This is a genomic window from Cupriavidus phytorum, assembly GCF_003254285.1.
Taxonomy (GTDB): Bacteria; Pseudomonadota; Gammaproteobacteria; order Burkholderiales; family Burkholderiaceae; genus Cupriavidus; species Cupriavidus phytorum.
Genome location: NZ_QKZN01000002.1, coordinates 582,376 through 606,037, shown reverse-complemented (window position 1 = coordinate 606,037; position 23,662 = coordinate 582,376). Strand labels below are relative to the sequence as shown.

At 67.0% G+C, this 23,662-nt stretch carries 18 protein-coding genes and 3 tRNA genes; 5 read left to right on the top strand and 16 right to left on the bottom strand.

What is annotated here, in order from left to right; translation table 11 throughout:
• Positions 1–2: 2 nt before the first annotated feature.
• Positions 3–1,349 carry a type II toxin-antitoxin system HipA family toxin gene (locus C7416_RS08195; protein ID WP_181461171.1) on the top strand — a complete coding sequence of 449 codons (1,347 nt, stop codon included), beginning with the start codon at positions 3–5 and terminating at the stop codon, positions 1,347–1,349.
• A 60-nt stretch (positions 1,350–1,409) separates the two neighbouring features.
• On the opposite strand, the gene C7416_RS08190 is transcribed toward C7416_RS08195, so the two are convergent.
• The 6 genes from C7416_RS08190 to C7416_RS08165 all read right to left on the bottom strand — a co-directional run bounded on the left by C7416_RS08190 (position 1,410) and on the right by C7416_RS08165 (position 4,776).
• A tRNA-Thr gene (locus C7416_RS08190) sits at positions 1,410–1,484 on the bottom strand.
• A gap of 33 nt (positions 1,485–1,517) precedes the next feature.
• Positions 1,518–1,593 (bottom strand) — tRNA-Gly (locus tag C7416_RS08185).
• 4 nt (positions 1,594–1,597) lie between these two features.
• Positions 1,598–1,673, bottom strand: a tRNA-Asn gene (locus C7416_RS08180).
• Between the two features lie 107 nt (positions 1,674–1,780).
• A complete protein-coding gene (locus C7416_RS08175) occupies positions 1,781–2,863 on the bottom strand; it encodes an alpha/beta fold hydrolase (RefSeq protein ID WP_111517983.1) in 1,083 nt (360 codons plus the stop codon).
• A 152-nt stretch (positions 2,864–3,015) separates the two neighbouring features.
• The gene (locus tag C7416_RS08170) at positions 3,016–3,810 is read right to left on the bottom strand and encodes an SDR family NAD(P)-dependent oxidoreductase (RefSeq protein ID WP_111517981.1); all 795 of its coding nucleotides are present in this window, start codon (positions 3,808–3,810) and stop codon (positions 3,016–3,018) included.
• Between the two features lie 120 nt (positions 3,811–3,930).
• Complete coding sequence (locus tag C7416_RS08165) at positions 3,931–4,776, bottom strand: type 1 glutamine amidotransferase domain-containing protein (protein ID WP_111517971.1); 846 nt, start codon at positions 4,774–4,776, stop codon at positions 3,931–3,933.
• A gap of 130 nt (positions 4,777–4,906) precedes the next feature.
• Here C7416_RS08165 and C7416_RS08160 point away from each other — a divergent pair, with 130 nt between their 5' ends.
• Positions 4,907–5,857: a LysR family transcriptional regulator gene (locus C7416_RS08160; protein WP_111517960.1), complete on the top strand. Its 951-nt coding sequence runs from the start codon at positions 4,907–4,909 to the stop codon at positions 5,855–5,857.
• Between the two features lie 37 nt (positions 5,858–5,894).
• Here the strand turns inward: C7416_RS08160 and C7416_RS08155 are convergent, their stop codons facing one another.
• Positions 5,895–6,869 (bottom strand): NAD-dependent epimerase/dehydratase family protein, encoded by a 975-nt coding sequence (locus tag C7416_RS08155; RefSeq protein ID WP_111517954.1) that lies wholly within the window; start codon positions 6,867–6,869, stop codon positions 5,895–5,897.
• 89 nt (positions 6,870–6,958) lie between these two features.
• Here C7416_RS08155 and C7416_RS08150 point away from each other — a divergent pair, with 89 nt between their 5' ends.
• Complete coding sequence (locus tag C7416_RS08150) at positions 6,959–7,897, top strand: LysR family transcriptional regulator (RefSeq protein ID WP_111517944.1); 939 nt, start codon at positions 6,959–6,961, stop codon at positions 7,895–7,897.
• 28 nt (positions 7,898–7,925) lie between these two features.
• On the opposite strand, the gene C7416_RS08145 is transcribed toward C7416_RS08150, so the two are convergent.
• The 4 genes from C7416_RS08145 to C7416_RS08130 all read right to left on the bottom strand — a co-directional run bounded on the left by C7416_RS08145 (position 7,926) and on the right by C7416_RS08130 (position 13,426).
• Positions 7,926–8,849, bottom strand: coding sequence for a transcriptional regulator (locus C7416_RS08145; protein ID WP_240988168.1), 924 nt, complete (start codon positions 8,847–8,849; stop codon positions 7,926–7,928).
• A gap of 662 nt (positions 8,850–9,511) precedes the next feature.
• Complete coding sequence (locus tag C7416_RS08140; protein WP_111517939.1) at positions 9,512–10,633, bottom strand: hypothetical protein; 1,122 nt, start codon at positions 10,631–10,633, stop codon at positions 9,512–9,514.
• A gap of 187 nt (positions 10,634–10,820) precedes the next feature.
• Positions 10,821–12,530, bottom strand: coding sequence for a hypothetical protein (locus C7416_RS08135; RefSeq protein ID WP_181461169.1), 1,710 nt, complete (start codon positions 12,528–12,530; stop codon positions 10,821–10,823).
• 74 nt (positions 12,531–12,604) lie between these two features.
• Positions 12,605–13,426, bottom strand: a complete 822-nt coding sequence (locus C7416_RS08130; protein WP_111517923.1) for a transcriptional regulator — start codon at positions 13,424–13,426, stop codon at positions 12,605–12,607.
• Positions 13,427–14,086: 660 nt separating this feature from the next.
• On the opposite strand from C7416_RS08130, the gene C7416_RS08125 reads away from it, so the two are divergent.
• Both C7416_RS08125 and C7416_RS08120 read left to right on the top strand, forming a co-directional pair.
• Entirely contained in the window at positions 14,087–15,466 is a 1,380-nt protein-coding gene (locus C7416_RS08125) for an undecaprenyl-phosphate glucose phosphotransferase (RefSeq protein ID WP_111518128.1), read from the top strand.
• Positions 15,467–15,510: 44 nt separating this feature from the next.
• Positions 15,511–16,623, top strand: coding sequence for a glycosyltransferase (locus C7416_RS08120; protein WP_111517922.1), 1,113 nt, complete (start codon positions 15,511–15,513; stop codon positions 16,621–16,623).
• A 20-nt stretch (positions 16,624–16,643) separates the two neighbouring features.
• Here the strand turns inward: C7416_RS08120 and C7416_RS08115 are convergent, their stop codons facing one another.
• The 5 genes from C7416_RS08115 to C7416_RS08095 are packed head-to-tail and all read right to left on the bottom strand — an operon-like array spanning position 16,644 to position 23,661.
• Positions 16,644–17,966, bottom strand: a complete 1,323-nt coding sequence (locus tag C7416_RS08115; protein WP_111517921.1) for a glycoside hydrolase family 5 protein — start codon at positions 17,964–17,966, stop codon at positions 16,644–16,646.
• On the bottom strand, positions 17,953–19,155 hold the full coding sequence (locus tag C7416_RS08110; protein WP_111517920.1) for a lipopolysaccharide biosynthesis protein: 1,203 nt from the start codon (positions 19,153–19,155) through the stop codon (positions 17,953–17,955). The genes C7416_RS08115 and C7416_RS08110 overlap by 14 nt, the downstream gene beginning before the upstream one ends.
• Positions 19,152–20,381, bottom strand: a complete 1,230-nt coding sequence (locus C7416_RS08105; RefSeq protein WP_111517919.1) for a polysaccharide pyruvyl transferase family protein — start codon at positions 20,379–20,381, stop codon at positions 19,152–19,154. Before C7416_RS08105 ends, C7416_RS08110 begins: the two co-directional genes overlap by 4 nt.
• Complete coding sequence (locus C7416_RS08100) at positions 20,344–21,423, bottom strand: hypothetical protein (RefSeq protein WP_111517918.1); 1,080 nt, start codon at positions 21,421–21,423, stop codon at positions 20,344–20,346. The genes C7416_RS08105 and C7416_RS08100 overlap by 38 nt, the downstream gene beginning before the upstream one ends.
• 3 nt (positions 21,424–21,426) lie before the next feature.
• Positions 21,427–23,661: a polysaccharide biosynthesis tyrosine autokinase gene (locus C7416_RS08095; protein ID WP_111517917.1), complete on the bottom strand. Its 2,235-nt coding sequence runs from the start codon at positions 23,659–23,661 to the stop codon at positions 21,427–21,429.
• Position 23,662 lies beyond the last annotated feature (1 nt).

The following is a 23,662-nucleotide window of genomic DNA, read 5'->3' as shown; positions in this document are numbered from 1 at the left end:
CCATGGCGCGCGCGCGGCAAGGCAACCGCCTCGACCTGTGGATGAACGGCATCCCGGTCGGCCATTGGGAAACCGGCGCCGGCGGTGACCGGCTGGTCTATCGCGAAGACTGGATCGCCGACCCGCAGGGGCGCCCGCTGTCGCTGTCGCTGCCGTTCACGCCCGGCAACCAGCCGCATCGCGGACCGGCGGTGGCCAACTATTTCGACAACCTGCTGCCCGACAGCGATGTCATCCGCCGCCGCATCGCGGCGCGCTATCGGGCCGGCGGCACCGACGCCTTCGCGCTGCTGGCCAGGGTGGGACGCGACTGCGTCGGCGCCATCCAGATGCTGCCGCCCGGCGAAACGCCCGAGGCGCTGCAGACGGTCAGCGGCCGCGCGCTCGGCGACGAAGACATTGCCACGCTGCTGCACGAAACCACGTCGGCGCCCGTGCTGGGCCATCGCGAGCCCATCGACGACCTGCGGCTGTCGATCGCCGGCGCGCAGGAGAAAACCGCGTTGCTGCGCTGGCGCGGACAATGGCAGCTGCCCCAGGGCAGCACGCCGACCACGCACATCTTCAAGCTGCCGCTCGGACTGGTGGGCAATATGCGCGCCGACATGCGCACCTCGGTCGAAAACGAATGGCTGTGCGCCCAGATCGTCGCGGCGTATGGCCTGCCGGTGGCGCAGTGCGAGATCGCCCGCTTCGCCGGCACCAAGGCGCTGGTGGTCGAACGCTTCGACCGCAGGCCGTCGAGTCGCGGCACGTGGCTGCTGCGCCTGCCGCAGGAAGACATGTGCCAGGCCACCGGCACCTCGGCCCTGCAGAAATACGAATCCGACGGCGGACCTGGCATCCGGCAGATTGCCGAGATCCTGTCCGGCTCGCGCGCGGCGGCGGCCGACCGCCGGCATTTCTTCACGGCGCAGGTGGTGTTCTGGCTGCTGGCCGCAACCGACGGCCATGCCAAGAACTTCAGCATCAGCCACCTGCCGGGCAGCCAGTATGAGGCGACGCCGCTGTACGACGTGTTGTCGGCACATCCGGTGATCGGCCGCGGTCGCAACCAGCTGGCGCCGCAGAAGGCGCGGCTGGCGATGGCGCTGCATGGCCGGAACACCCACTACGCCATCCATGAGATCCGCGCGCGCCACTGGTTTGCACAGGGTCAGCGTATCGGCTTTGCTCCCGCCGAGGTGGAGGCCATCCTGGACCACGTGACCGGGCAGACCGCACAGGTCATCGACAAGGTTGCGTCGGGATTGCCGGCGGACTTTCCGCTGGATGTGGCCGACGCGATCTTCGACGGCATGCGCCGGCACAACCGCAGGCTGGCGGCGCGGACCGAGGCGGACCTGTGAACGCGGGCGGATGCCAGCGCAGGCATCGATCGACCGAAGCGAAATAAAGCGGAAGGGAAATGGTGCCCATGGGCAGGATCGAACTGCCGACCTCTCCCTTACCAAGGGAGTGCTCTGCCACTGAGCCACATGGGCGGGTGTTCCGGCGTGGAACCACGCGGAATCAAATGGAGCGGGAGACGAGTCTCGAACTCGCGACCTCAACCTTGGCAAGGTTGCGCTCTACCAACTGAGCTACTCCCGCATGCTGGCTCCCCGACCTGGGCTCGAACCAGGGACCTGCGGATTAACAGTCCGTCGCTCTACCGACTGAGCTATCAGGGAACATATCGCCGTTCAGCGAAGCGCGAATTCTACAACATCATTGCGCCGAATTGAAAGCCCCGTTTTGAAAGCTTTTGCAGCGTTGCTTCCGGGGTCCGCGCCGGCGCTCACGCCGCGCCGCGCCCGCCACGCCCCGGCGCATGCCGGTCGACGTCGATCACGGCCTGCGCAAACGCGGTGGGCGCCTCCTGCGGCGGATTGTGGCCCACCCCGCCGCTCAGGGTCCGATGCTGGTACCAGCCGGTGAACTTGCTGGCATAGGCACTCGGCTTCGGATGCGGCGCGCCGTTGGCATCGCCCTCGATGGTGATGGTCGGCACGCCGATGGTCGGTGCCGTGGCAAGCCGCTGCTCGATCGCATCGAACCGGGCCTCGCCGGCAGCGAGGCCTTGCCGCCAGCGGTAGTTGTGAATGGTGATGGCGACGTGGTCGGGGTTGTCGAGCGCCGCGGCACTGCGCGCGAAGGTGGCGTCGTCGAAGTTCCACTGCGGCGACGCCAGTTTCCAGATCAGTTTGGCAAACTGGTGCGTGTATTGTTGGTAGCCAGCCTGGCCCCGGTCGGTGGCGAAATAGAACTGGTACCACCACTGCAGCTCGGCCTCCGGCGCCAGCGGCTGCCGGCCGGCGGCCTGGCTGCCGATCAGGTAGCCGCTGACCGAGACCAGCGCGCGCACGCGCTCGGGCCACAGCGCCGCCATGATGTCGGCGGTACGCGCACCCCAGTCGAAGCCCGCGACCACGGCGTTCTGAATCTTGAGCGCATCCATCAGCGCGATCATGTCGGCGGCGATCGCCGAAGGCTGGCCGTTGCGCAGCGTGTCGGCCGACAGGAAGGTGGTCGAGCCATAGCCGCGCAGGTAAGGCACGATCACGCGATAGCCGCGCGCCGCCAGCAGCGGCGCGACGTCGGCAAAGCTGTGGATGTCATAGGGCCAGCCGTGCAGCAGCAAGGCCACCGGCCCGTCGGCCGGGCCGGCCTCGGCGTAGCCGACGTTGAGCACGCCGGCATCGACCTGCCGGATCGAGGCAAAGCTGGTATGCGTGCCCGGCGCGATGGTCGGCAGCGCGTCCGCCGGCGACACACTGGCCTGTGCGTGCGCCGCGCCCGCCAGGCCCAGCGAACCGGCCGCCAGCGTCACCGCGGCGGCACCGAGAAAGCCCCGACGGGGCAGATTGATGGCGTTCGACATGTTGTTCTCCTGTATGCGTGGTGTGAATCCGAACGCAAGTCTAGGAGGCCGTTGCAAGCGGCATGTGTCTGAAATCGCGCCATCTGTATCGCCGTGTATCCGACCGGCACGATCCCATACGGCGATACAAAATTGGCGCGCCGCCCGTTGGGTCAGAGGATGGAGCGGAAGGTACCGCCCTCGACCCGCACCGCGGCCCCATTGGACGCGGCGCCCAGCGGGCTCGCCAGCAACGCGACCATGGCGGCGATCTCGTCGGCTTCGATCATGCGCGCGATCAGCGAGCTGGGGCGATAGGTCTGGAAGAAGTGCGCCTCGATTTCCGCATCGGTCATGCCGGGCCGCGGCGCGGTCTGGCGCAGGTAGTCGATGATGCCGTCGGAGCGCGTCGCCGACGGCAGCACGCTGTTGACGGTAACGCCGGTGCCCTTGGTCAGCTCGGCCATGCCCCGCGAGACCGCCAGCTGCGCCGACTTGCTGACGCCGTAATGCACCATGTCCGGCGGCGTGAACGCGCCCACCTCGCTGGAAATGAAGATCACCCTGCCCCAGTTCCGTTGCAGCATGCGCGGGAAGTAGTGGCGCGACAGCCGGACCCCGGACATCAGGTTGACCTCGAGCATGCGCAGCCAGTCCTCGTCGGTTATCTCGGCGAAGGGCCTGGCCTCGTAATAGCCAAGATTGTTGACCAGGATGTCGGTGTCCGGGTGGGCCTCGATCAAGGCAGCGGCGCCCGCGGCGCCGCCGAGGTCCGCGACCGTCGTCGCAACCTGGCTGCCGGGGGCCGCCGCGGCGATCCCAGCGGCGGCGCCTGCCAGCTTTTCGGGGTCGCGCCCGGCCAGGGTAACGGCGACGCCTTCGCGCGCCAGGGTTCGGGCAATGGCCAGGCCAATGCCCGCGGTGGCGCCGGTGACGAGGGCAGTCTTGCCGTTGAGTTGAAGATCCATTGGGTTTCCTTGAGTTGAACCGATGGCGTGTCCGCGTGCACCGCGGGGCCCGCCATCGCTTAGCAAAGTCCGGCGCGGCACGGCGCGCCGGCGGTGCATGTCGCGGCGGCGCGGCGCCGCCTACTTCAGGCGCTTGAGCAGTTCCTGCGCCACGCCGAGCGCCGAGGCCGGGTTCTGGCCGGTGATCAGCTCGCGATCCACGACCACGTTGGGAGCCCACGGCGTGTCATGGGCGCGGTACTGCACGCCGGCCCGCTGCAGCGCGGACTGCGGATAGAACTTCATCTCGCCGCCGCCCAGTTGCGGCCGGGCCAGTTCTTCTTCCTGGTTGCTGATGACGGTGACCTGGTAGCCGCTGTAGATCCACTGCGGCACGCGCCTGGCCTGGCCCGATGCCATCGCGGTCACAAAACCATTGGCGTGCGGCAACGTCGACAGCAAGGCAATGGGCCCGTGGCACACCAGCGCCGTGGCCTTGCCGCGGCGATGGAAATCGGCAAGCAGGCGGCCCAGAGCCCGGCTCTTCAGCAAGTCCTGCATCGGCGCGTGGCCGCCGGGCAGATAGACCGCATCGAAGCGGTCATAGCCGATCTGCTCGATGCGCGCCAGGCTCACAACCGGCGAGGTCTCTTTCGACGTGAGCGCAAGCTGGTCGAGCAGCTCCTGGTGCACCTTCAGGCTGGCGGCGTCATTGCCGAAATAGATCGGCTTGATCGAGGCCGCGTCGACCGCCGGCGCCTTGCCCGTGGGGGTCGCGAACGTGACCTGGTGGCCGGCATCGCGCAGCAGCTTGACCGGCTGCATCAGTTCATTGAGGTAGAAACCGGTCGGCAAGACCTTGCCGTCTTTCAGGTCCAGGCGATCGGCGTCGGACAACACGACCAGAACGTTGCCCGCGTGAGCGGCGGTGGCCGCGAGGCTCAAGGCCATGGCCATCGCGGCCACGAGTTGGTGCATCGGCTTCATGGAGAGGCTCGTAGGGTTAATCGGTTCAAGGGATGGCAGTGGCGTACCGGGCCAGCCACTGCACTGTATTCATCGCTCACGAGGAGATAAACTAGCCACCCGAGAAAACATTTGTTCTTTTGAAGACAAAATGAGCCGCAAATTCGACTACCTGGGAGATGTGGAAGCCTTTATTGCCGTGGTCGAGCAGGGCTCGTTCACCGCGGGCGCCGTGAAGCTTTCGACCACGCCGTCGGTACTGAGTCGCGCCATCGCACGGCTGGAAGCGCGCCTGGGCCGGCAGCTGCTGCGGCGAACCACGCGCCGCCTGGGCCTGACCGACGCCGGCCGGCTGTACTTCGAGCAGACGCGCTCAGCCTTCTCCCTGCTCGACGATGCCGAGCGCGAGGTGCAGGGCCAGGAGGGCGAACTGGCCGGGCGCGTACGGCTGAGCGTGCCGACCACCTATGGGCATTACCGCCTGCCGCCCTTGCTGGCGCGTTTTACCCGGCTTTACCCGCGCGTCCAGGTGGAACTGAACATCACCAACCGCAATGTCGACCTGGCGGCGGAAGGCTTCGATCTCGCCATCCGCCTTGGCCATCTGCCGGATAGCGGCCTGGTGGCGCGAAAGCTGGAAGACGCCGCCCTGCTGCTGGTGGCATCGCCCGACTACATCGAACGCATGGGCATGCCGCAGACGCTGGACGCGTTGCGGCAACACCAGTGCCTGCCCTTCGTGATGCCGCGCACGGGCCGGCTCGCACCATGGGTATTTCGCGACGACGACCGCGACCTCGACTGGCTGCCGGATGCATCGCTGGCCGTCTCGGATGACGTGCTGGGCGTGGTGTCGCTGGCCGAACAAGGGGTCGGCATTTGCCAGAGTTATGAATTCATCGTGCGCGAGCGGATCGGGCGCGGACGGCTGGTGGAGTTGCTGCCGCAGTTGCGAGGCCGCTCGCGGCCGTTCTCCGTGGTTTATGCACCCCACCGCCAACAATCCGCGGCCGCGCGGGCCATGATCGAACTGCTGACCGCGAACGAAGCGAACGAGCCGCAGCAGCCTGAACCCGGGCGCACCACCAGGCAGCTGCGCTGAACCCGCTCGTCGCCTTCATCGGCGCCGGACGTTCCGGCTACAGGCAACCCAGTCCGGCCAGCGTTGCTTCCACCGCCTGGTCCAGCGGCGTGTGCGGTTCTTCGCCGAGAAACTGCGCCAGGCGCGAGGCGTCCATGCGTACCGGCTGACTCCACAGGTAGCGCATTTCGCGCAGTTCGCGCAGCGTGGGCACGAACGGCGCCGCCAGTGCCGTCAGCCACCAGGGGAAGGCCGCGATCGAAGGAGCAAGCCCATGCCGTAGCGCCACGCGGCGGATCGCGCCGGTCATCGCGGTGCCATCGGCATCCCAATGCCCTGCCAGGTGGAAGCTTGCGAACGGCTCGAGCCCGGCACGCTGCTCGATCAGGCGCACCATGGTGCGCGCGACATCAGGCAGGTACGCCCACTGGTGCCCCACGCCAGGCTTGCCTGGCTGCAGGATCTTGCGCAACGGTCGGCCGGGCCGGACCAGGCCCTGCGAAAACCAGCTGTTGCCGGCACGCGGGCCAAAGAAATCGCCGGCACGCACCACGATCACGCGCGCGCCGTGCGCGGTGGCATCGCGCAAGCGCTGCTCGAGCAAGACCCGGATGCGGCCCTTGCGGGTTTGCGGGTGTTGTGGCGCATCTTCGTTCGGCTCCGGAAATGCATCGGGCCCGTAGTTGTAGACCGTGCCGGGCAACACGATGGTGGCACGCTCCGCGATGGCCGCGGCGATGGTGTTGTCCGCCATCGGCAGCACGCGCTGGGCCCAGTGGCGATAGCCGGGCGGGTTGACCGCATGGACGATGACCTGGCACCCCCGCGCCACCTCTAGCACGTCGTGCCGGTTCATGGCATCGCCGCGCCGCCAGCTGATGCCGTCGCGGTATTCACTGCCGTCGGCCAGGTCGCGCTTGAGTGTCCGCACCTGCCAGCCGGCGTCGCGCAGCTGGCGGGCGACTTCGCCACCGATGCCGCCGCTGGCGCCCAGCACCAGTGCGTGCATCGCTTCGTCATTGTGTTCGGGCATCGGGCCTCTCCATCAAATTGGAGACATGGTCACGCGCGCCGGGCTAAACTGCAATTATCGATCGAAGGCTATCTGCTATACGTTTTTGTATGGGACACAACATCGGATGGGAGTACTACCGCAGCTTCCTCGCCGTGCTGACGGAGGGTTCGCTGTCCGGCGCCGCGCGCAAGCTGGGACTGACCCAACCCACGGTGGGGCGGCATGTGTGCGCGCTGGAAGCGGCGTTCGCGCAGGCATTGTTCACCCGGACCCCGACCGGACTGGTGCCCACCGACGCCGCCACGGCGCTGCAGGGGTACGCGCAGGCCATGCACAGCACCGCGGCCGCGCTGGAGCGCGAGGCGTTCAGCCAGGGCCAGGGCATCCAGGGCACGGTGCGGGTCTCGGCCAGCGAGGTCATCGCCATCGAAGTGTTGCCGCCGGTGCTGGCGCGGCTGCGGCGCGAGCACCCTTTGCTGCGCGTGGAACTGGTGGCAACCAACCGCGTGCAGGATCTGCTCCAGCGCGAAGCCGACCTCGCCATCCGCATGTCGCCGCCGCGGCAAGAGGCGCTGGTGGCACGACGCATCGGCGCCGTCGAGCTGGGCTTGTTCGCCCATGCCGACTACGTCGCCGAGCACGGCATGCCGGCCACCGTCGCCGGCCTGGCCGCGCATGCGCTGATCGGCTTTGATGAGGAAACCCCGTTCCTGCGCGCCGCCAGCGCAAGGTTTCCGGCCTGGCGCCGCGAGGCCTTCGCACTGCGCAGCGACAGCGACCTGGCCCAGCTGGCGATGCTGCGCGCAGGCTGCGGCATCGGCATCTGCCAGGCGGCGCTGGCCGCACGCGATCCTTACTTGCTGCGCGTGCTGCCCGATGCGTTCTCCTTTTCGCTCGACACGTGGGTCACGATGCATGGCGACCTGCGCGGCAGCCGCCGTTGCCGGGTCGTGTTCGATGCGCTGGTGGCCTGCATGCAGGCGCACGTCGGCAGCGGCCACGCACGCGCTGCCCGCGCGCCGGCCAATAAAAAAAGGCGCCGCTAGCGGCGCCTTCCCGGAACCGGCGAAATGCCTAGGCGAAGGATTCGCAATTGCCGGCCCGCACGGGCTCACCCCAGCCGAAGCCGGGTGGGATGCGATGGCCAGGATCGCGTCCAGCGGCCGCGACAGGCACCACGCTCGCGGCATACGGCTCGGGCACGTGCTCCGGCCGCGCCGGTGCCTCGTGCGCTGCCAGCTCGAGGCAGTGCTTGAAGTCGCTCGCTGCCAGGCGCGCGCCGATGAACTTGCCAAACGCATCGAGCTGGACCTGCGAGGTCATGCCGGCGCTGCCGCCGATCGCCGGGCAGATGATCCACGTGGTGTCGCCCCGGGTGAACAGGTGCAGGCGCCGGGCCTGGTCCGCCGGCCGCAGCGCGTGCTCTTCGCCGGCGACGTCGTCGAGCGAAAAGGCTTCGACATATTCGTCCGTATGGCGGTGGCTCAGGCAGATGACCACCTTCGGGCGCCAGCGCTCGCAGGTCCTGGCGATAAAGCGGAAGCGCTCGCCTTCCCGGCACAACGCGACATAGCGCTTCTGCGGAATCAGTTCCGGCTGGCCCCGGAACGCCTTGGACCATGTGGTTCTGCCGTCGACATGCGCGGGCAGCGGAAACAGGCTGAGCCTGAATTCCGCGCCCGCCGGCGAATACAGATGGCTCCAGTAGTAATGTTCCCAGTCGTTGTCGCCGAGGCGCACCCCAAGCGCCTCGGCCCGCGCGGCGGCCATGATGCGCGCCACGCACTGGTGGCCGAACCACCTGGCCATGTCCTGTCGATGCTGCTGGCGGAACACGGCATCCCATGCCGGTGGTGCCAGGTGTGGATGAAGCGGTGCGACGATGGGCTCGGACCACGCCGGGCTGCGGTCGCATATCCAGACGGCGGCCCTGGGATTGCCTCCTTCCATGCCGACGTAGGAGGCAAAATAGCGGTCCAGTTCCTGGCGCGTGAACATCCGTGAATGCTGCATTTTATCCCTTGCTGCTTGGTGGGACCCCCAATATTTAATGCCGCAGCATGCCGCCGCCGCAACGGGCGTACGTACTGCCATGGTCATAAGCAAATTCTGTTTCAGGCAGGGAAATAGACGGACGCGCAATGCCCCTCCCCCGAGCGGCATGCATCCATCGGTTTTTATAATGTCCTGAACTGCCTGCCGGCGTGATTGGAACAGGCGTGTCCCGGCGCGGACGCCCTGGCACGCGCTCCGGTGGCGGGAATCTCGCGCGCCACTGCTGGCGCGCGACAAGACACAATGCGTCTGGGCTTTTAAACAGGCCGAAGCATATTCATTATTTTACTTCCCCCCAGTAAATACAAAAAATTACAAATGTTTCAAACCTGGCATTGGCCTTCCACGCTGGATAATCAGGGCCGCGGTTCGCCAAATGCACCATGCCGGTGCCGGTTCGACTGATATTGGGCTCTCTGGCCCTTTCTCGATTGAGATGATTTTATCCAATACCCCTGGATATAGGAATTTCAATCTTCTAAGGTCTGAAATAAGCAATCTGCTGCGCCGCAATATATTTTGGTTGCGATTTTCCATCCCCTCGCCGGAGGGGATAAAAAACAGCTGACGGATTACCGGAAGCGGCCCCGCCGCGCGCGTGCGGCTCAGAATCCGGAAAAGCGGATGCCGATCGAGCCGTAGCCGTAGTAGCGGTCCAGCTTGCCGGCGGTGGTCGCGTTGTAGAGAAACGGGATGGTGCCGACGAAGTTGTACAGCGAGGCCTGCCCGCGCAGGAACACCTCCACGTTCTTGGCCACCCCGTACGACAGCTCCAGCCCCAGCGTATGGTTGGAGCGGATCGGCGCATGGCCATAGGTTTCGGCGCGGCTGTCGACATTGCTGCGCAGCAGGTACTGGAACTGGTAGCCCAGGCGCGCGGCGAAGCGCTCGTATTTCCAGCGCCACGACCCGCCCAGGTTCAGGTAGCCGGCGGTGTAGTTGAAATCGTCGTTGAAATCGAGCCCGAACTGGCTGGCATTGACCGAAAACGAGGCCGACTGCAGCGTGACGTTGCCGACGTTGCACGGCGCCGCCAGCTGGCCGTTGGCGAGATTGTCGGAGCCGATGGCAACATTGAAATTGCAGTTGCCGCGCTGCACCCGGGTATTGAGGCTGCCCACCGTGACGCGGCTGATGCCGAGCCCGACAAAGCCGGTAAGCTGGTTGCGCTCGCTCAGCTCGCCGGAGAAGATCACGTCGGCCTGGGCCTGGACATCATTGGCGTTGTTCACGGTGAGGCTGTTGAACGTGGTGTTGCGGACCATCACCGGCGACGAGCGGTTCAGGCTGCCGGCGTGGTCGCCCCACAGCGAGAAGCGCAGCATGATGCGATCGCGCGCGCCGGCCTCGGCGAGCGGGTCGTAGTGCATCGCCAGCATCCAGGTATCGATATGGTTGCGGTCCTGCCCGTAGTCGATGCCGCGGCGCCAGTAGGTGGCCGATCCCGACCAGTGCGGCGAGAACTTGTAGCCGAGCATCAGCTTGCCGCCGCGGTAGTCGCCCGCATTGTCCGACACCGGGCCCTGGCGCCCGCGCAGGTTGAACACATCGACGCTGCGGTTGACCATGTCGTAGCTGGCCTCCACCCGCACCGAAGTAAACTCGCCGGTGGCGGGCTCGGCTTGCATGAACACATCGTCCGGGGCGGCCCTGGCCGTACCGACGGCGCACAGCCCCAGCATCAGGGCGCAGGCCTGGTCCAGCCGGCGCTTTCGAAGCAGCTGCATAGGAAACTCCGAGGCCACTGGGCGAGCCTCATGCGCGGCGCGCTCCACGGAAGCGCCCGACGCAGACACAACATGACCCAGTCATCGCCGGCGCGCGGCAGGCAACACCCGCCACGCGCCCGCATGACCGGGGGCGGTGGCCTTCCCCGTGCCGGCGGAAGGCCTTTGCTACGGCGCTAAGCGCCGCTCACGGGTTGAGCGTGACCGTGGTCTTGAGGCCGTCGCCGACCACCATCTCGGCGTCGGTCTTGACCAGGGCGGTCTTGGCGAAGGCGACGTCGTTGTTGACCAGCATGCCCACGCGCACGTCCCTGCCGGGGCGGCCGGTAGTGGTGGCGAAGGTCACCGGGAAGGTGCTGGTCGCCCTCGGCGTGAGCGCGTCGACCTGCGCCTGGCTGAGTGCGCCGGAGGAGCGCAGCTTGCCCAGGAAGGTGGTGAACGGCAGGTTGAGCGAGCCGCCGTTGGCGCTGGAGAACAGGCTGTCGGCAGCGGCATTGGTCAGGCTTGCCGCGACCGAGAGGTTGCCGCTGACACGGAACGAATACGCGGTGTTGGCCGGCACCACCGCATCGACCAGTTGCGAGCCGTTGAAGGTCAGCGTGACGTTCTCGATGATGACATCGACCTGGTTGCCGTTATAGGTGTAGCTCAGCCCCGCGCGCACCTGCGTCGGCCCGCCGTTGAAGGCGTCGCCATTCTGCGCCACGCCGACCTGGATCGCATTAAGCGAGCCGCCGGTGGCGGTGATGGTGTCGGTGATCGGCTGCGTCACACCGTTGATGGTCAGGTTCGACAGCACCAGCGAGTTCTTCAGCCGGACCGCGTCTGCCACGCTGTTGATGGCGCCCGCGTCCACCACGCCGCCGAGGTTCGCGGCGACCTGCTGGATCTGTGCGGCACTGCCGCTCGATACCGCGTCGCCGAGTTGCGCCAGCCCCGCCGCGTTTGCCGCGTTGGCCAGTGCGCCAGCCGGGACCGCCTGCACCAGCGCCGTGGTCGTGGCCGTCTGGGCGCTCTGCGTGACGATGTTGATCGAACCGCCCTCGATCAGGGCCGACAGCGTTTCGGTGGGGCTGCTGCTGACGTCGATCGCTTCCAGCGCGGTGCTGACGCTATCCACTTCGCTGGCGATCACCGGCGCGGCCAGTGCGGCCACATTGGTGGCCACGGCGCCGATGTTCGACTGCAGGCTGGTGGGCAGCCCCGCTTGCGCGTTCTGCACGGCGCTGGACACCACGCCCGCCACCAGCGCACCGCTGCTCAGATCCGCCGTGCCCTGCGCGCTCGCCACCGCGGTGGCAACTGCCTTCGACGCCGCCGCGGCCGAATCCGCCGGCGTCAGCGTGCCGCCCGCGCCCAGGCCCGTCAGGGTCTTGGAGACGTGGTCGACCAGTTGCTGCACCACGACCGCCGCGCGCAGCGCCTGCGCATCCTGCATCGGGTCAAGCGTGGCCAGGTCCTTGCCTGCCAGGCCCAGTCCCGTCGCCAGCGGCGCGACCTGGCCTGCGCCCAGCTGCACCGCCAGCGTGGTCAGCGGCGAGACCACCTGGGTCACGCCCTCCCGGTAATCGATCGCCGGGGCCTGCAGCACGCCGGCGAACGGCAGGTTGGTGCCGACATCGGTGCCGCCGGTCAGCTTCAGCGCGCTCTTGGTGCAGCCTGCCGGGAAGGTGAAGTCGCCGGTGGCATTGGTGACCGCGGTCTTGTTCTCGCAATCGAGGAAGGTCACGGTCGAGCCCGACAGGTAGAAGTCCACCGCCTTGCCGCTTACCGTGGCAGAGGGCTGGGACGGCTGGGAAGGCGCTGGCGAATCGTCGCCGCCGCCGCAAGCCACGAGCGTTGCCGCCGCGCCTGCCATGATGCCAAGCATGAAGATGTTCCGGGTTTTAGTTTGCACGCTGCTCTCCTGAGATCAATACATCGCTACGACGAAACATGGTGAGGGTGTCCATGACGCTCGCTGGCGAGGGTTCATGGCTGGCTCACCGGCTCCTGCGCCATGCCGATGACGTGTCCGGAGAAATCGTCCGGGCGCAGCCAGCGCGACAGGTACTGCCCCATCGCGTCGAGCAGTACGTCGGACATCATTCCTCCGGCCCCGGCCAGCGGCGGACAGATCAGCCACGTAGTGCCGTCGCGTTCCAGCACGCGCAGCGTCTTGGGCTGGTCGGCGGGCTGCAGCACGTGGTCGGTGGCGTGCGCCTGCGCCAGGCCGAAGGCCTGCGCGAAATCGTCGGCATGGCGCTCGCCCAGGCAGATCACCACCTTCGGCTTCCACAACCGGCGAATCCCGTCGATAAAGGCAAAGCGCCGGCCTTCGCGGCACAGGTCGAGATAGCGCCGCCGCGGAAACAGTTCCGGCTGGCCGCGAAACGCCTTCGACCACGGGATTTCTTCGGTCACCCGCGCCGGCAGCGGAAACAGGCTGAGCTTGAACTCGGCGCCCTGCGGGCCGTACAGGTGATGATCGAAGTAATGCTTCCAGTCCTGCTCGCCCATGGTGGTCTTGAACACCCTGGCGCGCGCGGCGGCCATGATGCGCGCGATCCTCTGGTGCGATTGCCAGCGCTCCATGTGGTGCCGGTACTTGTAGCGGTAGGCGGCATCCCAGGCGGTGGGCCGCGCATGCGGAACCAGCGGGCCCGCCAGCGGCGCCACGCCGGGAAGCGGAGAGCTGTCGCAGAACCAGACCGCAGCGCCTGGATTGCCGCCTTCCATCCCTACGTACGACGCGAAATACGAATCCAGCTGTTCGCGCGTGAAGACCGTCAGTGGCTCTGTGTTCTTTCTCATTCCTCTACCGCGGTGGAGTGAAGGATGCCCGGACGCTGCACCGCATCCGCCGTGTCGGTGCCTCGCACCGGGCCGGCGGTTCCGGACCTGCTCGTCATCGCTTTTTATTCTCACCCCCGCAGCGAGGGGTGCGCTGCCCTGTCGTTTCCCTCCTTGCGCGGGGTAACGCGCAAGCGCGAATGACGGCATTTTCGCGCGCGAAAAAACGCGCGAAAGTCGGTCACGTCCCCCACGATTTGCGCTGCATGCACCGGCGCGAGGCCGCTTCGCACGCGTCCGGAGTTTCCCTTCCGATGCAGGGTACCGACGCTTTTGGCCGCATCGCACTATTCGCTCCTGAAAACACGGAGCACGCCGGGGCCTTCAGCGCACCGGCAGAACGAGAGCGTTGCAGTTGCATGGACGGCCCTCACCGATGCGGCCCGTGGCAGGTCACGCGCTGACCGTCGCCACACCATGGAACCGCTGCCGCAAGGCAGCCCCGCACGACTCTGCTTGATCACGCCATGAGCATGCACAGGCAGATGCATGCCATGCGACGAGCCTGGCCGCCACTTCGCGCGGACCGGGAGTTCGGAGGAGACAACAAGGGCGTGGGCACTCGCATGAGCGCCCATTACTCAACGCTTCTGGGAGAAGCAATTGGGTATCTATCGCGATATGTTTGCCAGGCACCACGATCAGCTCGCGCTGATGGCTCGCCTGCTCGACGCCGGCACCATCTGGGTGGCGGCAATCCTGGCCAGTGAAGTGCGGTTCGACACCGCGCAGGCGCCAATCCACCAGTTCATCCAGTACTTTGCCTGTGCCATCGCCTTCATCGTGCTGCCGGGCTTCGACGTGTACACGTCGTGGCGCGGGCGCAGCCTGTTCTCGCTCGCCGCGCGGCTGCTGTCGGCGTGGAGCCTGGTCTGGCTGGTGAGCCTGCTGCTGACCTACCTGCTGCACCAGACCGACTCGCTGTCGCGGCTGTGGATGGTGTACTGGTACCTGTTCGCGCTGGCGGGACTGGTGGCGCTGCGCGTGGTCAGCCGGGCCGTGCTCAACCTGCTGCGCGTTGCCGGCGCCAACAACAAGCGCGTCGTCATCGTCGGCTTCGGCCGCACCGGCCAGGAGATGTACCGCCGCGCCACCGCCAGCCACACCACCGGCTACAAGATCAGCGGCATCTATGCCGCCGAAGGCGAGCCCACGCCGGAAGGACGCCGCCGCATCAACGATAGCGCCGACATCGCCGCGTTCGCACGCGAGCACGGCATTGCCGAAATCTGGCTGACGCTGCCGATGAGCGAGCACCGGCTGATGCAGGAGATTGCCTTCTCGCTGCGCAATGACTTCATCGACATCAAGTGGATGCCGAGCGTGCTCGACTTCGACCTGCTCAACCACAACGTCGGCAACTTCCTGGGCATGCCCGCGGTGGAGATGAACAAGCCGCCTTCGCTGGGCGTGCGCGGCACCATCAAGGCCATCTTCGACCGCACCTTTGCCGCGCTGGTGCTGGTGGCGCTGTCGCCGCTGTTCCTGCTGATCGCGGTACTGATCAAGCGCGACTCGCCCGGGCCGGTGTTCTTCAAGCAGGAACGTCTCGGCCTGGACGGACGCGTGATCCACGTCTACAAGTTCCGCAGCATGAAGGTGCATGCCGAGCACGGCGTGGTCACGCAGGCGACCAAGGGCGACAGCCGCATCACGCCGATCGGCGCCTTCCTGCGCCGCACCAGCCTCGACGAGCTGCCGCAGTTCATCAACGTGCTGAAGGGCGAAATGAGCGTGGTGGGCCCGCGTCCGCACGCGATGGCGCACAACAACATGTACAAGGAGCAGCTCGACTTCTACATGCTGCGCCACCGCGTCAAGCCGGGCATCACCGGCTGGGCGCAGATCAACGGCTACCGCGGCGAGACCGACACCCTGGACAAGATGGCCAAGCGGGTCGAGCACGACATCTTCTACATCCGCAACTGGTCGTTCTGGCTCGACCTGCGCATCATTTTCTGGACCGCGTTCCGCGGCTGGATGGGCAGCAACGCCTACTGAGCCACCGCTATCCGCTTCCCGTGACGCCATCGAACCGCAAGCCAATGATCAAAGTCCTGCATGTCACCGAGTGCCTGGGAGGGGTCGAGACCTACCTGCACCTGCTGGCCTCCCATATCAACGACGAGCACATCAGCTTCCACTTCGCGCTGCCGAAGCAATGCTCGGTCTCGGCGGTTGCCGATGCGCGCAATTTCGGCGTCAGCTACCTGCCGATTCCGCGCAAGCTCGATCCGCTCAACGACCTGAAGGCGGCACTAATCCTGCGCGCGCTGGTGAAGCGCGTGGCGCCGCAGATCGTCCACCTGCACAGCTCCAAGGCGGGGCTGGTGGGACGGCTGGCCTGCATCGGCCTGAACGTGCGCGTGGTCTACACCCCGCATGCCTACTATTACCTGGGGCTGCGCGGCATCAAGCGGCGCGTGTTCCTGATGGCGGAGCGCTTCCTGCACCGGCTGACCGACGCGGTGCTGGCAACCTCGCCGTCGGAACGCGACCGCGCCATCCATGAGGTGGGCCTGCCGCGCGAGCGCGCGCATTCCATCCTGAATGCCGTCGAGCCGCGCTCCGTACCGGTGGAACGGCAGCTGGGCGCCGGCGTCAAGCGCGTGATCATGGTGGCGCGGATCAGCCCGCAGAAGAACATCCCCATGTTCCTGGACGTGGCCAGGCTGTTCCAGGGCCGTGCCGACGTCGAGTTCATGCTGGTCGGCTACGGCCACTACGAGAACGACCGCGCCACGCTCGATGCCATGCTGCAGGAACGCGGCCTGGTCGAGGGCAAGGACATCACCGCGATCGCGTGGATGAGCCGCGCCGAGCTGCTGGAACTGCTGGCGCATGCCGCGGTCGTGGTGCTGACCTCGCACTACGAAAGCTTCGGCTACGTGCTGGCGGAAGCCAATGCGCTGGCGATCCCGGTGGTCGGCACCGACGTCGACGGCATCAAGGACATCATCGTCGATGGCAACAACGGCTTTATCGTGCCGGTGGACGACGCCCCTTCCATGGCCAGTTCGATCGAAGCCATCGTCGGCGACGCCACGCTGTGGCAGACCATGTCCGAGCACGCCGTGACACGCGCCGCGTCCGAGTTCAACATCGTGACCCAGGCCAAGAAGTTCGAGTCGTTCTACTCGCGCGCGCTGCTCGCCTAGCCCCGCACCGACGGCGCTGGTCAGGGCGGCGCGTTGCCGCCCGGCCAGCTCGCCAGCAGCATCTCCGCATCGGCAAGCGCGGTGCCGTCCTGCAGCAGCGCCGCACACGGGCGCGCGCCTGCGGCAGTGCCCAGCGCCCTCACCTTGCAGCCATCCGCCCCCCCCGCGCTCCCCCCCTGCGCCAGCGCCTCGCGCAACAGCGCCCGGCCTTGCGGCCCCCAGTAGATGCGATGCACCGCGCCGTCCTTGCGCAGCGACAGTACGAAACTGTCCTGGCGCTGGCGCCATTGCGCGTCCTGCGCCCCGGACAACAGGCCCAGCAGGTCGCGCAACATGGCGATGACCGGCTTCTCCGAGCCATCGTTCCTGAGCAGGCCGAAGTTCGCCTCGCGATCCCATCTGGCCTGGCCGCGGTCGCGCCACGCGTAGATGCCGAGCATGGGCGCTTGCGCCATGACGCCGGCGAGCACCTGCCTGGCGACCAGCGTCGCCTGCGTGGCTTCGCTACGCACCGGCAGGTACGAGGCATAGCCCCATTCGCTGACGATCAGCTGCGCCCCCGGGCGCGGCGAATTGCGGATGCGGCCGCCCAGCTGCCGATAGTCGCGCAGCAGCGTCTCGGGCGTGGCGCGGTACGGATGGATGCTGAGCCCCTTAATGCAGCCCAGGCGCGGATCGGTCAGCAGGCGCGACAAAGACTGTTCCGCCACGGGATTCGCCGGCCCGGGCAGCCGCGCCAGCCCGAACAGGTAAACCGATGGCAGCGGCGCCGTGCCGGCCTGCGCCAGCGCGTCGCAGATCTTGCCGGCGGTCGAGAGCAGCCGGGAAATAGGGACCGATGGATGCAGGAAGGTCTTGTTGTCGGGCTCGTTCCAGATCTCGTACGACAGGTCTGGCCCCGCGTTGCGCTGCATGAACTGGCTGGCGAACGCGGCGAAGCTGGACTCGCTGGCATCGCTGCCACCGTCCTCGCCCCCATCGCCCCAGATATACCGCCCGCCATACAGCGTAACCAGCATCTGCAGGCCGGCCTGGCGCGCCTGCGCAATGACCTGCGCGTAGCGCTGCGGCGCCAGGTGTCCGCGCACCACCTCGGGCCGCACGCCGAAACGCACGTGCGAAAAGCCCAGGCGCCGGATCTCGGCGAAGTCGCGCGCCGACACCGTGGCCGGATCGATCTGCACGGCAAAGGCCGGCATCGACGCAATCCGGCCCGAGGTCTGCCCGTCCGCGGCATGCCCCTGCCGGGCGGGCCACCAGCCCGAGACCGCGATCAGCGCCGCCAGCGCCAGCGCGCGCGTCCGCGCCCCGCGGCGAGGCGGTGGGACGCTATGCCGCGACATGCCTGCGCAGTACGCCCATGGCGAGCGCACCGGTCTGGAACAGCGCGATGACGAGGAACGACACCAGCATGATCTGCGCCGCCACGAGGTAGTCGAGCTGCGGATAACGCCATGCCCCCAGCGCGATGCCGGCCAGCAGGCCGATGCCCGCTGCCAGGAAGATCGCCCGCGCCATGCCGAACGACTTCAGCAAGGTGCGCAGGCACATCACCACCGCAAACACGATCGGAAACAGCGAAAAGAAGCGCACGTCGAGATCCCCATAGGCTGCGCCGAACAGCATGACCACGAGCTGGTCGCCAAAAAGCAGCAGCAGCACGCTCAGCGCACCGGACAGCACCACGCCGCCCAGCACGAAGCCGGCCGCGTTCCGGGCCAGCGTCAGCGTGTCGTCCTGCCGGAACGATGCCGCGAACCTCGGCATCAGGTGGTAGCCCAGCGCCATCAGGACATACTGGGCCGGCAGCAGCACCGTCAGCAGGATGCGGAACTTGGCCGAATCGGCGAAGTGTCCGAGCGAACCGAGCAGCACCACCAGTCCCGGCCCGACCAGCCAGCTCATCAGCTGGGCGCTGGCCGAGCTGGCACCGAAGCCCAGCCACTGGCGCGGCGATTCCGGCCGGCCCGGGATCAATTCGATGCGGCCGCGGCGGCGCAGCGTGGCGGCCGCGACCACGGTCGGCAGCAGGATCGCGGCCGCGAGCATCAGCATCGCCGCGGGCGCCGGCTGCGTGCCGGAGGCCAGGCCGATCATCGCCACGCCGCCGCCGATCAGCGCGTGGCACACCAGCAGCCCGGCATAGCCGCGCGTCTTCGCGCCCACGGTCCTGAGCACCCAGTAAGCGGTGTAGCTGGCAAACAGCACCGCCGCCGCCGCACAGGCCGACGTGCTCAGGCCATGCCCGTACAGGTAGAGGATGGACCCGGCAGCGACCGGAAACACCGTCAGCACCGCGACCTCGGCCGAGAAGCGCACGCGCAGCTTGATCCCCTCGATCAGCGCCGGCTCGTGCAGGAACGAGACGTAGAAGATGTTGATGAACACCACCAGCGACAGCACCACCGCCACCAGCCCATAGCCCGCCACATCCATCGAGCGGGCCAGCGCCACGTTGATGCCGAACTGCACCGCCGTATACGCGGCCTGTTCGAACACCGCGCCCAGCGCCGGCAGCATGCGGCGCATCATGGCGTCCCCTCGAGCGAAGGCGCCGCCTTGAGCGGCGCCGGCGCAGCCGGCAGCGGCAGCTTCTGGCTGAACAGCTGCGCCAGGCCCTGCGTAATCTCGCGGCCCAGCCGCGCCGAACGCTTGAACTGCGCCGCGCCCAGCGAGCGCGCGTAGGTGAGCCGTTCGATCACGTCGTCGGCGCCGGCGCTTTGCCGCACCGCGAAATCGCCGCGCCCGCTCAGCTTGAAGAACGACGCGACCTTGGTGTCCCAGACGATGCCGACGGAAGGCACGCCGAAGCTGAAGGCGATGATGTTGGCGTGCATGCGGTGCCCGACCATGCTGTGGCAGCCGGCGATGATCGATGCCAGCTCCGCCGGCGACTTCGGCAGCATGTAATCCACGCCGTCCGCAACCTCCGCGCCCAGCCGGCTCCTGACCGTGGCCGCGGCGAGATTGTCTTCCTCCGCACCATTGGTGAACAGCACCACGCGCTGCCCGCCCTGCCGCAGCTTGTGCACCAGCTCGACGAACATGCCCAGCCCCGCGCCCTGCTCCGATACCGCGACGAGGTCCGCGTTGTAGTGCAGCGATTCGACGTCCGAGACACAGATCCCGACGTCCCAGCGCTTCTCCAGCCCTTGCTCGGCATACAGCGACGCACTGAGGATGGCGGGATCGGGAATGATGGCGACATCGCAAGCCTCGCCCGCGCCGAGGCCGACGATATTGCGGCGCGAGCCTTCATCCCGCACCGAGACGAACTGCGGCGCCGCCAGCGCGAAGAAGCGCGACACCAGGTAGCGCCCCAGGCGCGACCAGCCGGCCGCCACGCCCACCGACACCAGCGCGACCTTCGCATTGTTGCCAAGGCAGCGGGCCAGCAGGTAGAGCTTGAGCGGGAAGTTCAGGTCCACGTCGCACAGCAACTGGCCGCCGCCGACCACCACCATGTCGGCATCGGCCAGTTGCTGCTGCCAGCGCGTGCGCCACTGCCGCCGGTATTTCAGCCAGATGGCAGCGGTCAGCACCGGCACCCGGGCCCACCCCGGCAGCCGCGAGAAGATCCGCATCAGGCGGCCCTTCTTCAGCGAGTTTTCCCCGAGCCGGGTGCGCCCGGCGATGTCCAGGTAGCTGACCCGGCAATCCGGCACGGCCTGGCGGATCAGGTGGCCCAGCGTTTCGGCGATCACCGCATCGCCGAGGTTGTCACTGTATGGCACCGCGCATATGACGACGTGCTTCATCTTGTTTGGCCGGCAAGGCAGTTAGCAAAGGGATGAGGAACAGGCTGACCGAGGTGAGATGGCGAACATAGCTGCCCAGGTCAGGCTCGAAGATAAACTGCACCAGGATATGCGCAACGACCAGCGTGGCAAACCAGCGGCGCTTGCGCCCGGCTTCCGTCGCCGCCGGCGTGCCGGACAGGCCGCGCAGCGCCACGCGCAGGATCGCCGCATGCATCAGCATCATGGCCAGGTCGACCGGCGCGCGGAAGCTGATCACCGGCAGCACGAACATGATCGCTGCATACAGGTAGTTGACGATGAAATTCACACCGGACGTGGGCGGATACAGGTTCCAGATCATGGTGCGGTTGTCGCTGCCGATGCTCAGCGCATAGTTGTTCGAGATATCCCGCGGCGACTGCAGGATATACAGGATCTCGGACGGCGCCACCAGGATCGCGCCCACCACGCAGGCAAGCACGATGGCCTTCCATGCCGGGCTCAGCCGCGCCGTTGCGCGGATGCCGAGCGCCAGCACCAGGATCATCGCGTAGTAGTTGCGGATGAAGAGCGCGTAGCAGCCGTACAGCACCATGGTCATGATGACCAGCGCGCGGAACGACACGCCGCGCGACATCCCGCCCATGACCAGCACGATCGACATGGCGATCACCACGGTCTCCTTGCCCGGCGACAGCAGGTTCAGCAGCATGCAGGGCAGCACGAACAGCCAGCGCGTGGCGAGGTCGCGCAGGCTCGCCACCCGGCTCGACGCCAGCGCAAGATAGGCCACGCCGACCGTCGCGGTGACGACATTCACATACTCGGCCCCGAACACCGAGAACACTTTGGCGGTGGCGGCGAACGAATCGTCGAGGTCGGTCGAGCCGCTGACCAGGAATTCCAGCATCTTGTTGGAATCGGTGACCCATTTCTCCGGCAGCGCGTCGCGCCCGAAGAAGTAGATCACCAGGTAGAGCAGGCTCAGCACCAGGCTCGCCACCGTGGCCAGCCCGCGCTCGGCCAGCACCCAGTCGCGGTCCAGTCGCGCGGCTTGCATGGCTTACGCCTTCTCGCTCTGCGAGTAGCCGTAGTAGGCATAGCGATAGCGGCCGTACTTGGAGCCATAGCCGTAGCGGAAGGCGTTGGGGTCGAGGCCGTTGAAGATCACCCCCTTCACGCTTACGTTGACCTGCGCCAGCTGCTTGGCGCATTCCGAGATCTCGCCGATCGAACTCTTGCCGAAGCGCGTCACCAGGAATACCGTGGCGCAACGCTCGGCCAGGATCGCGGCATCGGCAACGGCCAGCACCGGCGGCGTGTCGACCATCAGCATGTCGTAGCGCGCGCTGAGTTCCTCCAGCAGCGTGACCATGCGTTCCTTCAGCATCAGCTCGGCGGGATTCGGCGGGATCGTGCCGGTGCCGATGAAGTCCAGTCCCTGCACCACATCGCGGTGGATCACGTCTTCCAGCGCCAGCTTGCCGGCCAGCACGTCGGACAAGCCCGGCTCGCGGTCCTTGCCGAAGTACTGGTTCAGGTAGCCCTTGCGCATGTCGGCGTCGACCAGCAGCACGCGCTTGCCGCCCGAGGCCATCAACGCGGCCAGGTTGACCGAGACGAAGGACTTGCCCACGCCGGCGGTGGCACCGGTCAGCAGCACGCGGTTGTTGGGCGCATCCAGCATGGCGAACTGCAGCGACGTGCGCAGGCTGCGCAGGCTTTCCACCGAGGGCTCGTTGGGGAAGCGGTCGGCCAGCAGGTAGTGGCCGCGCTTGCGCGCCTGGATGTCCTTGCTGATGGTGAGCTGGTGTTCGGACTGGGGCACCGTCGCATAGACGTTGAGCCCGGTGTGTTCCTCGATGTCCTTGGGGTCGGTGATGCCGCCGTACAGGGCATTGCGGACAAAGGCCACCACCGCACCGCCCAGCACACCGAGCACCGCCGCCAGCACGATCACCAGCGCCTTCTTCGGCTTGACCGGTTCCTCGGGCACCGGCGAGGTGTCGACCAGGCGCACGCTGCCGACCTTGCCGGCCTTCACCAGCTTAAGCTGCTGCATATTGTTCAGCATGCCGACATAGAGGTCGTTGTTGACCTGCACGTCGCGCATCAGGCGCACGGTGTCCTGCTCCAGGTTCGGCAGGGTCTTGACCCGTCCGGCAACCGCCCCCGCCTTGGCGGCCAGCGCGGCAATCTGCTTGTCGATCGCCTGCATCGACGGGTGGCCGGGCGCGAAGCGCGTCACCAGCTCGGCGCGCTTCTGCTTGAGTTCCAGCAGCGAGGTTTCAGCGGTCACGCTCTCCTGCAGGAAGGCCTTGCCCTCTTCGCTCAGGTTGAAGGTGCCGCGCTCGTTGCGCATGGCGTTGTACTTCACTTCCGCGCGCTCGAGCTCGCCCTTCAGTTGCGGCAGCAGGTTGTTGAGGAACAGCAGCGACTTCTCCGCTTCCGCAGCCTTGCGGTTGATGTTCTGCGCCACGTACTCGTCGCCGATCTCGTTCAGGATCGCCGCCGTCAGCCTGGCGTCGTTGCCTTCCAGCGAGGCCCCGATCACGCCGCTCTGCTTGCCCTTCTCGGCGATGTTCAGCTGCTGCTGCAGCTGCTCCAGCGTTTTCAGGCGCGACTGGCGCACCAGGTTGAAGGCAATGCCGGGCTTGGCCTTCAGCGCCGTCACCAGCAGCCTGATTTCGCCGACCGCATGGCTGGCCTCGACCGCTTCGCCGACACGGCCGACGATGGGCTGGTCCAGGCTGCCCTGCTCGAGCCGGTAGCGGCCATCGCCCAGGCTCACCAGCACGAAATTCTCGCCTTGCAGCGCCTCGGGCACGTCGAAGGTCGGCACCTCGATCGATTCACCGGCCCAGGCATAGCCGCCCATGCCGAACAGGCCGGGTTCCGACAGGCCCTTCGACTGGCTGGCGAGCCACGGCCCGACCAGCGGAAAGTATTTGGGCTTGGCATCGATATAGAGCCGCAGGTTGTCGACCGCCTTGCCGACCACCATGCGCGAGCGCAGGATCTCGATTTCGGCAGTCGCCTGGGTCTTGACGTCGAACAGCGACGAGACATCGCCCAGCAGGCCGTTGGGACTGTTCTGGCTGTCCTCGACCTGCACCAGGATGTTGGCTTCGTACACCGGGCGCGCCAGGAACGCGTAGGCAACCCCGAGCGTCAGGACGGCAAGGGCAATGGCCGCGATCAGCCAGCGGTTTGCCACCAGCACGTCGAGGTAGCGGACCACGGCAATCTCGTCCGACTGGGCCGGCGCCGCGACGGGAACATAAGTGGACTGGTTCATG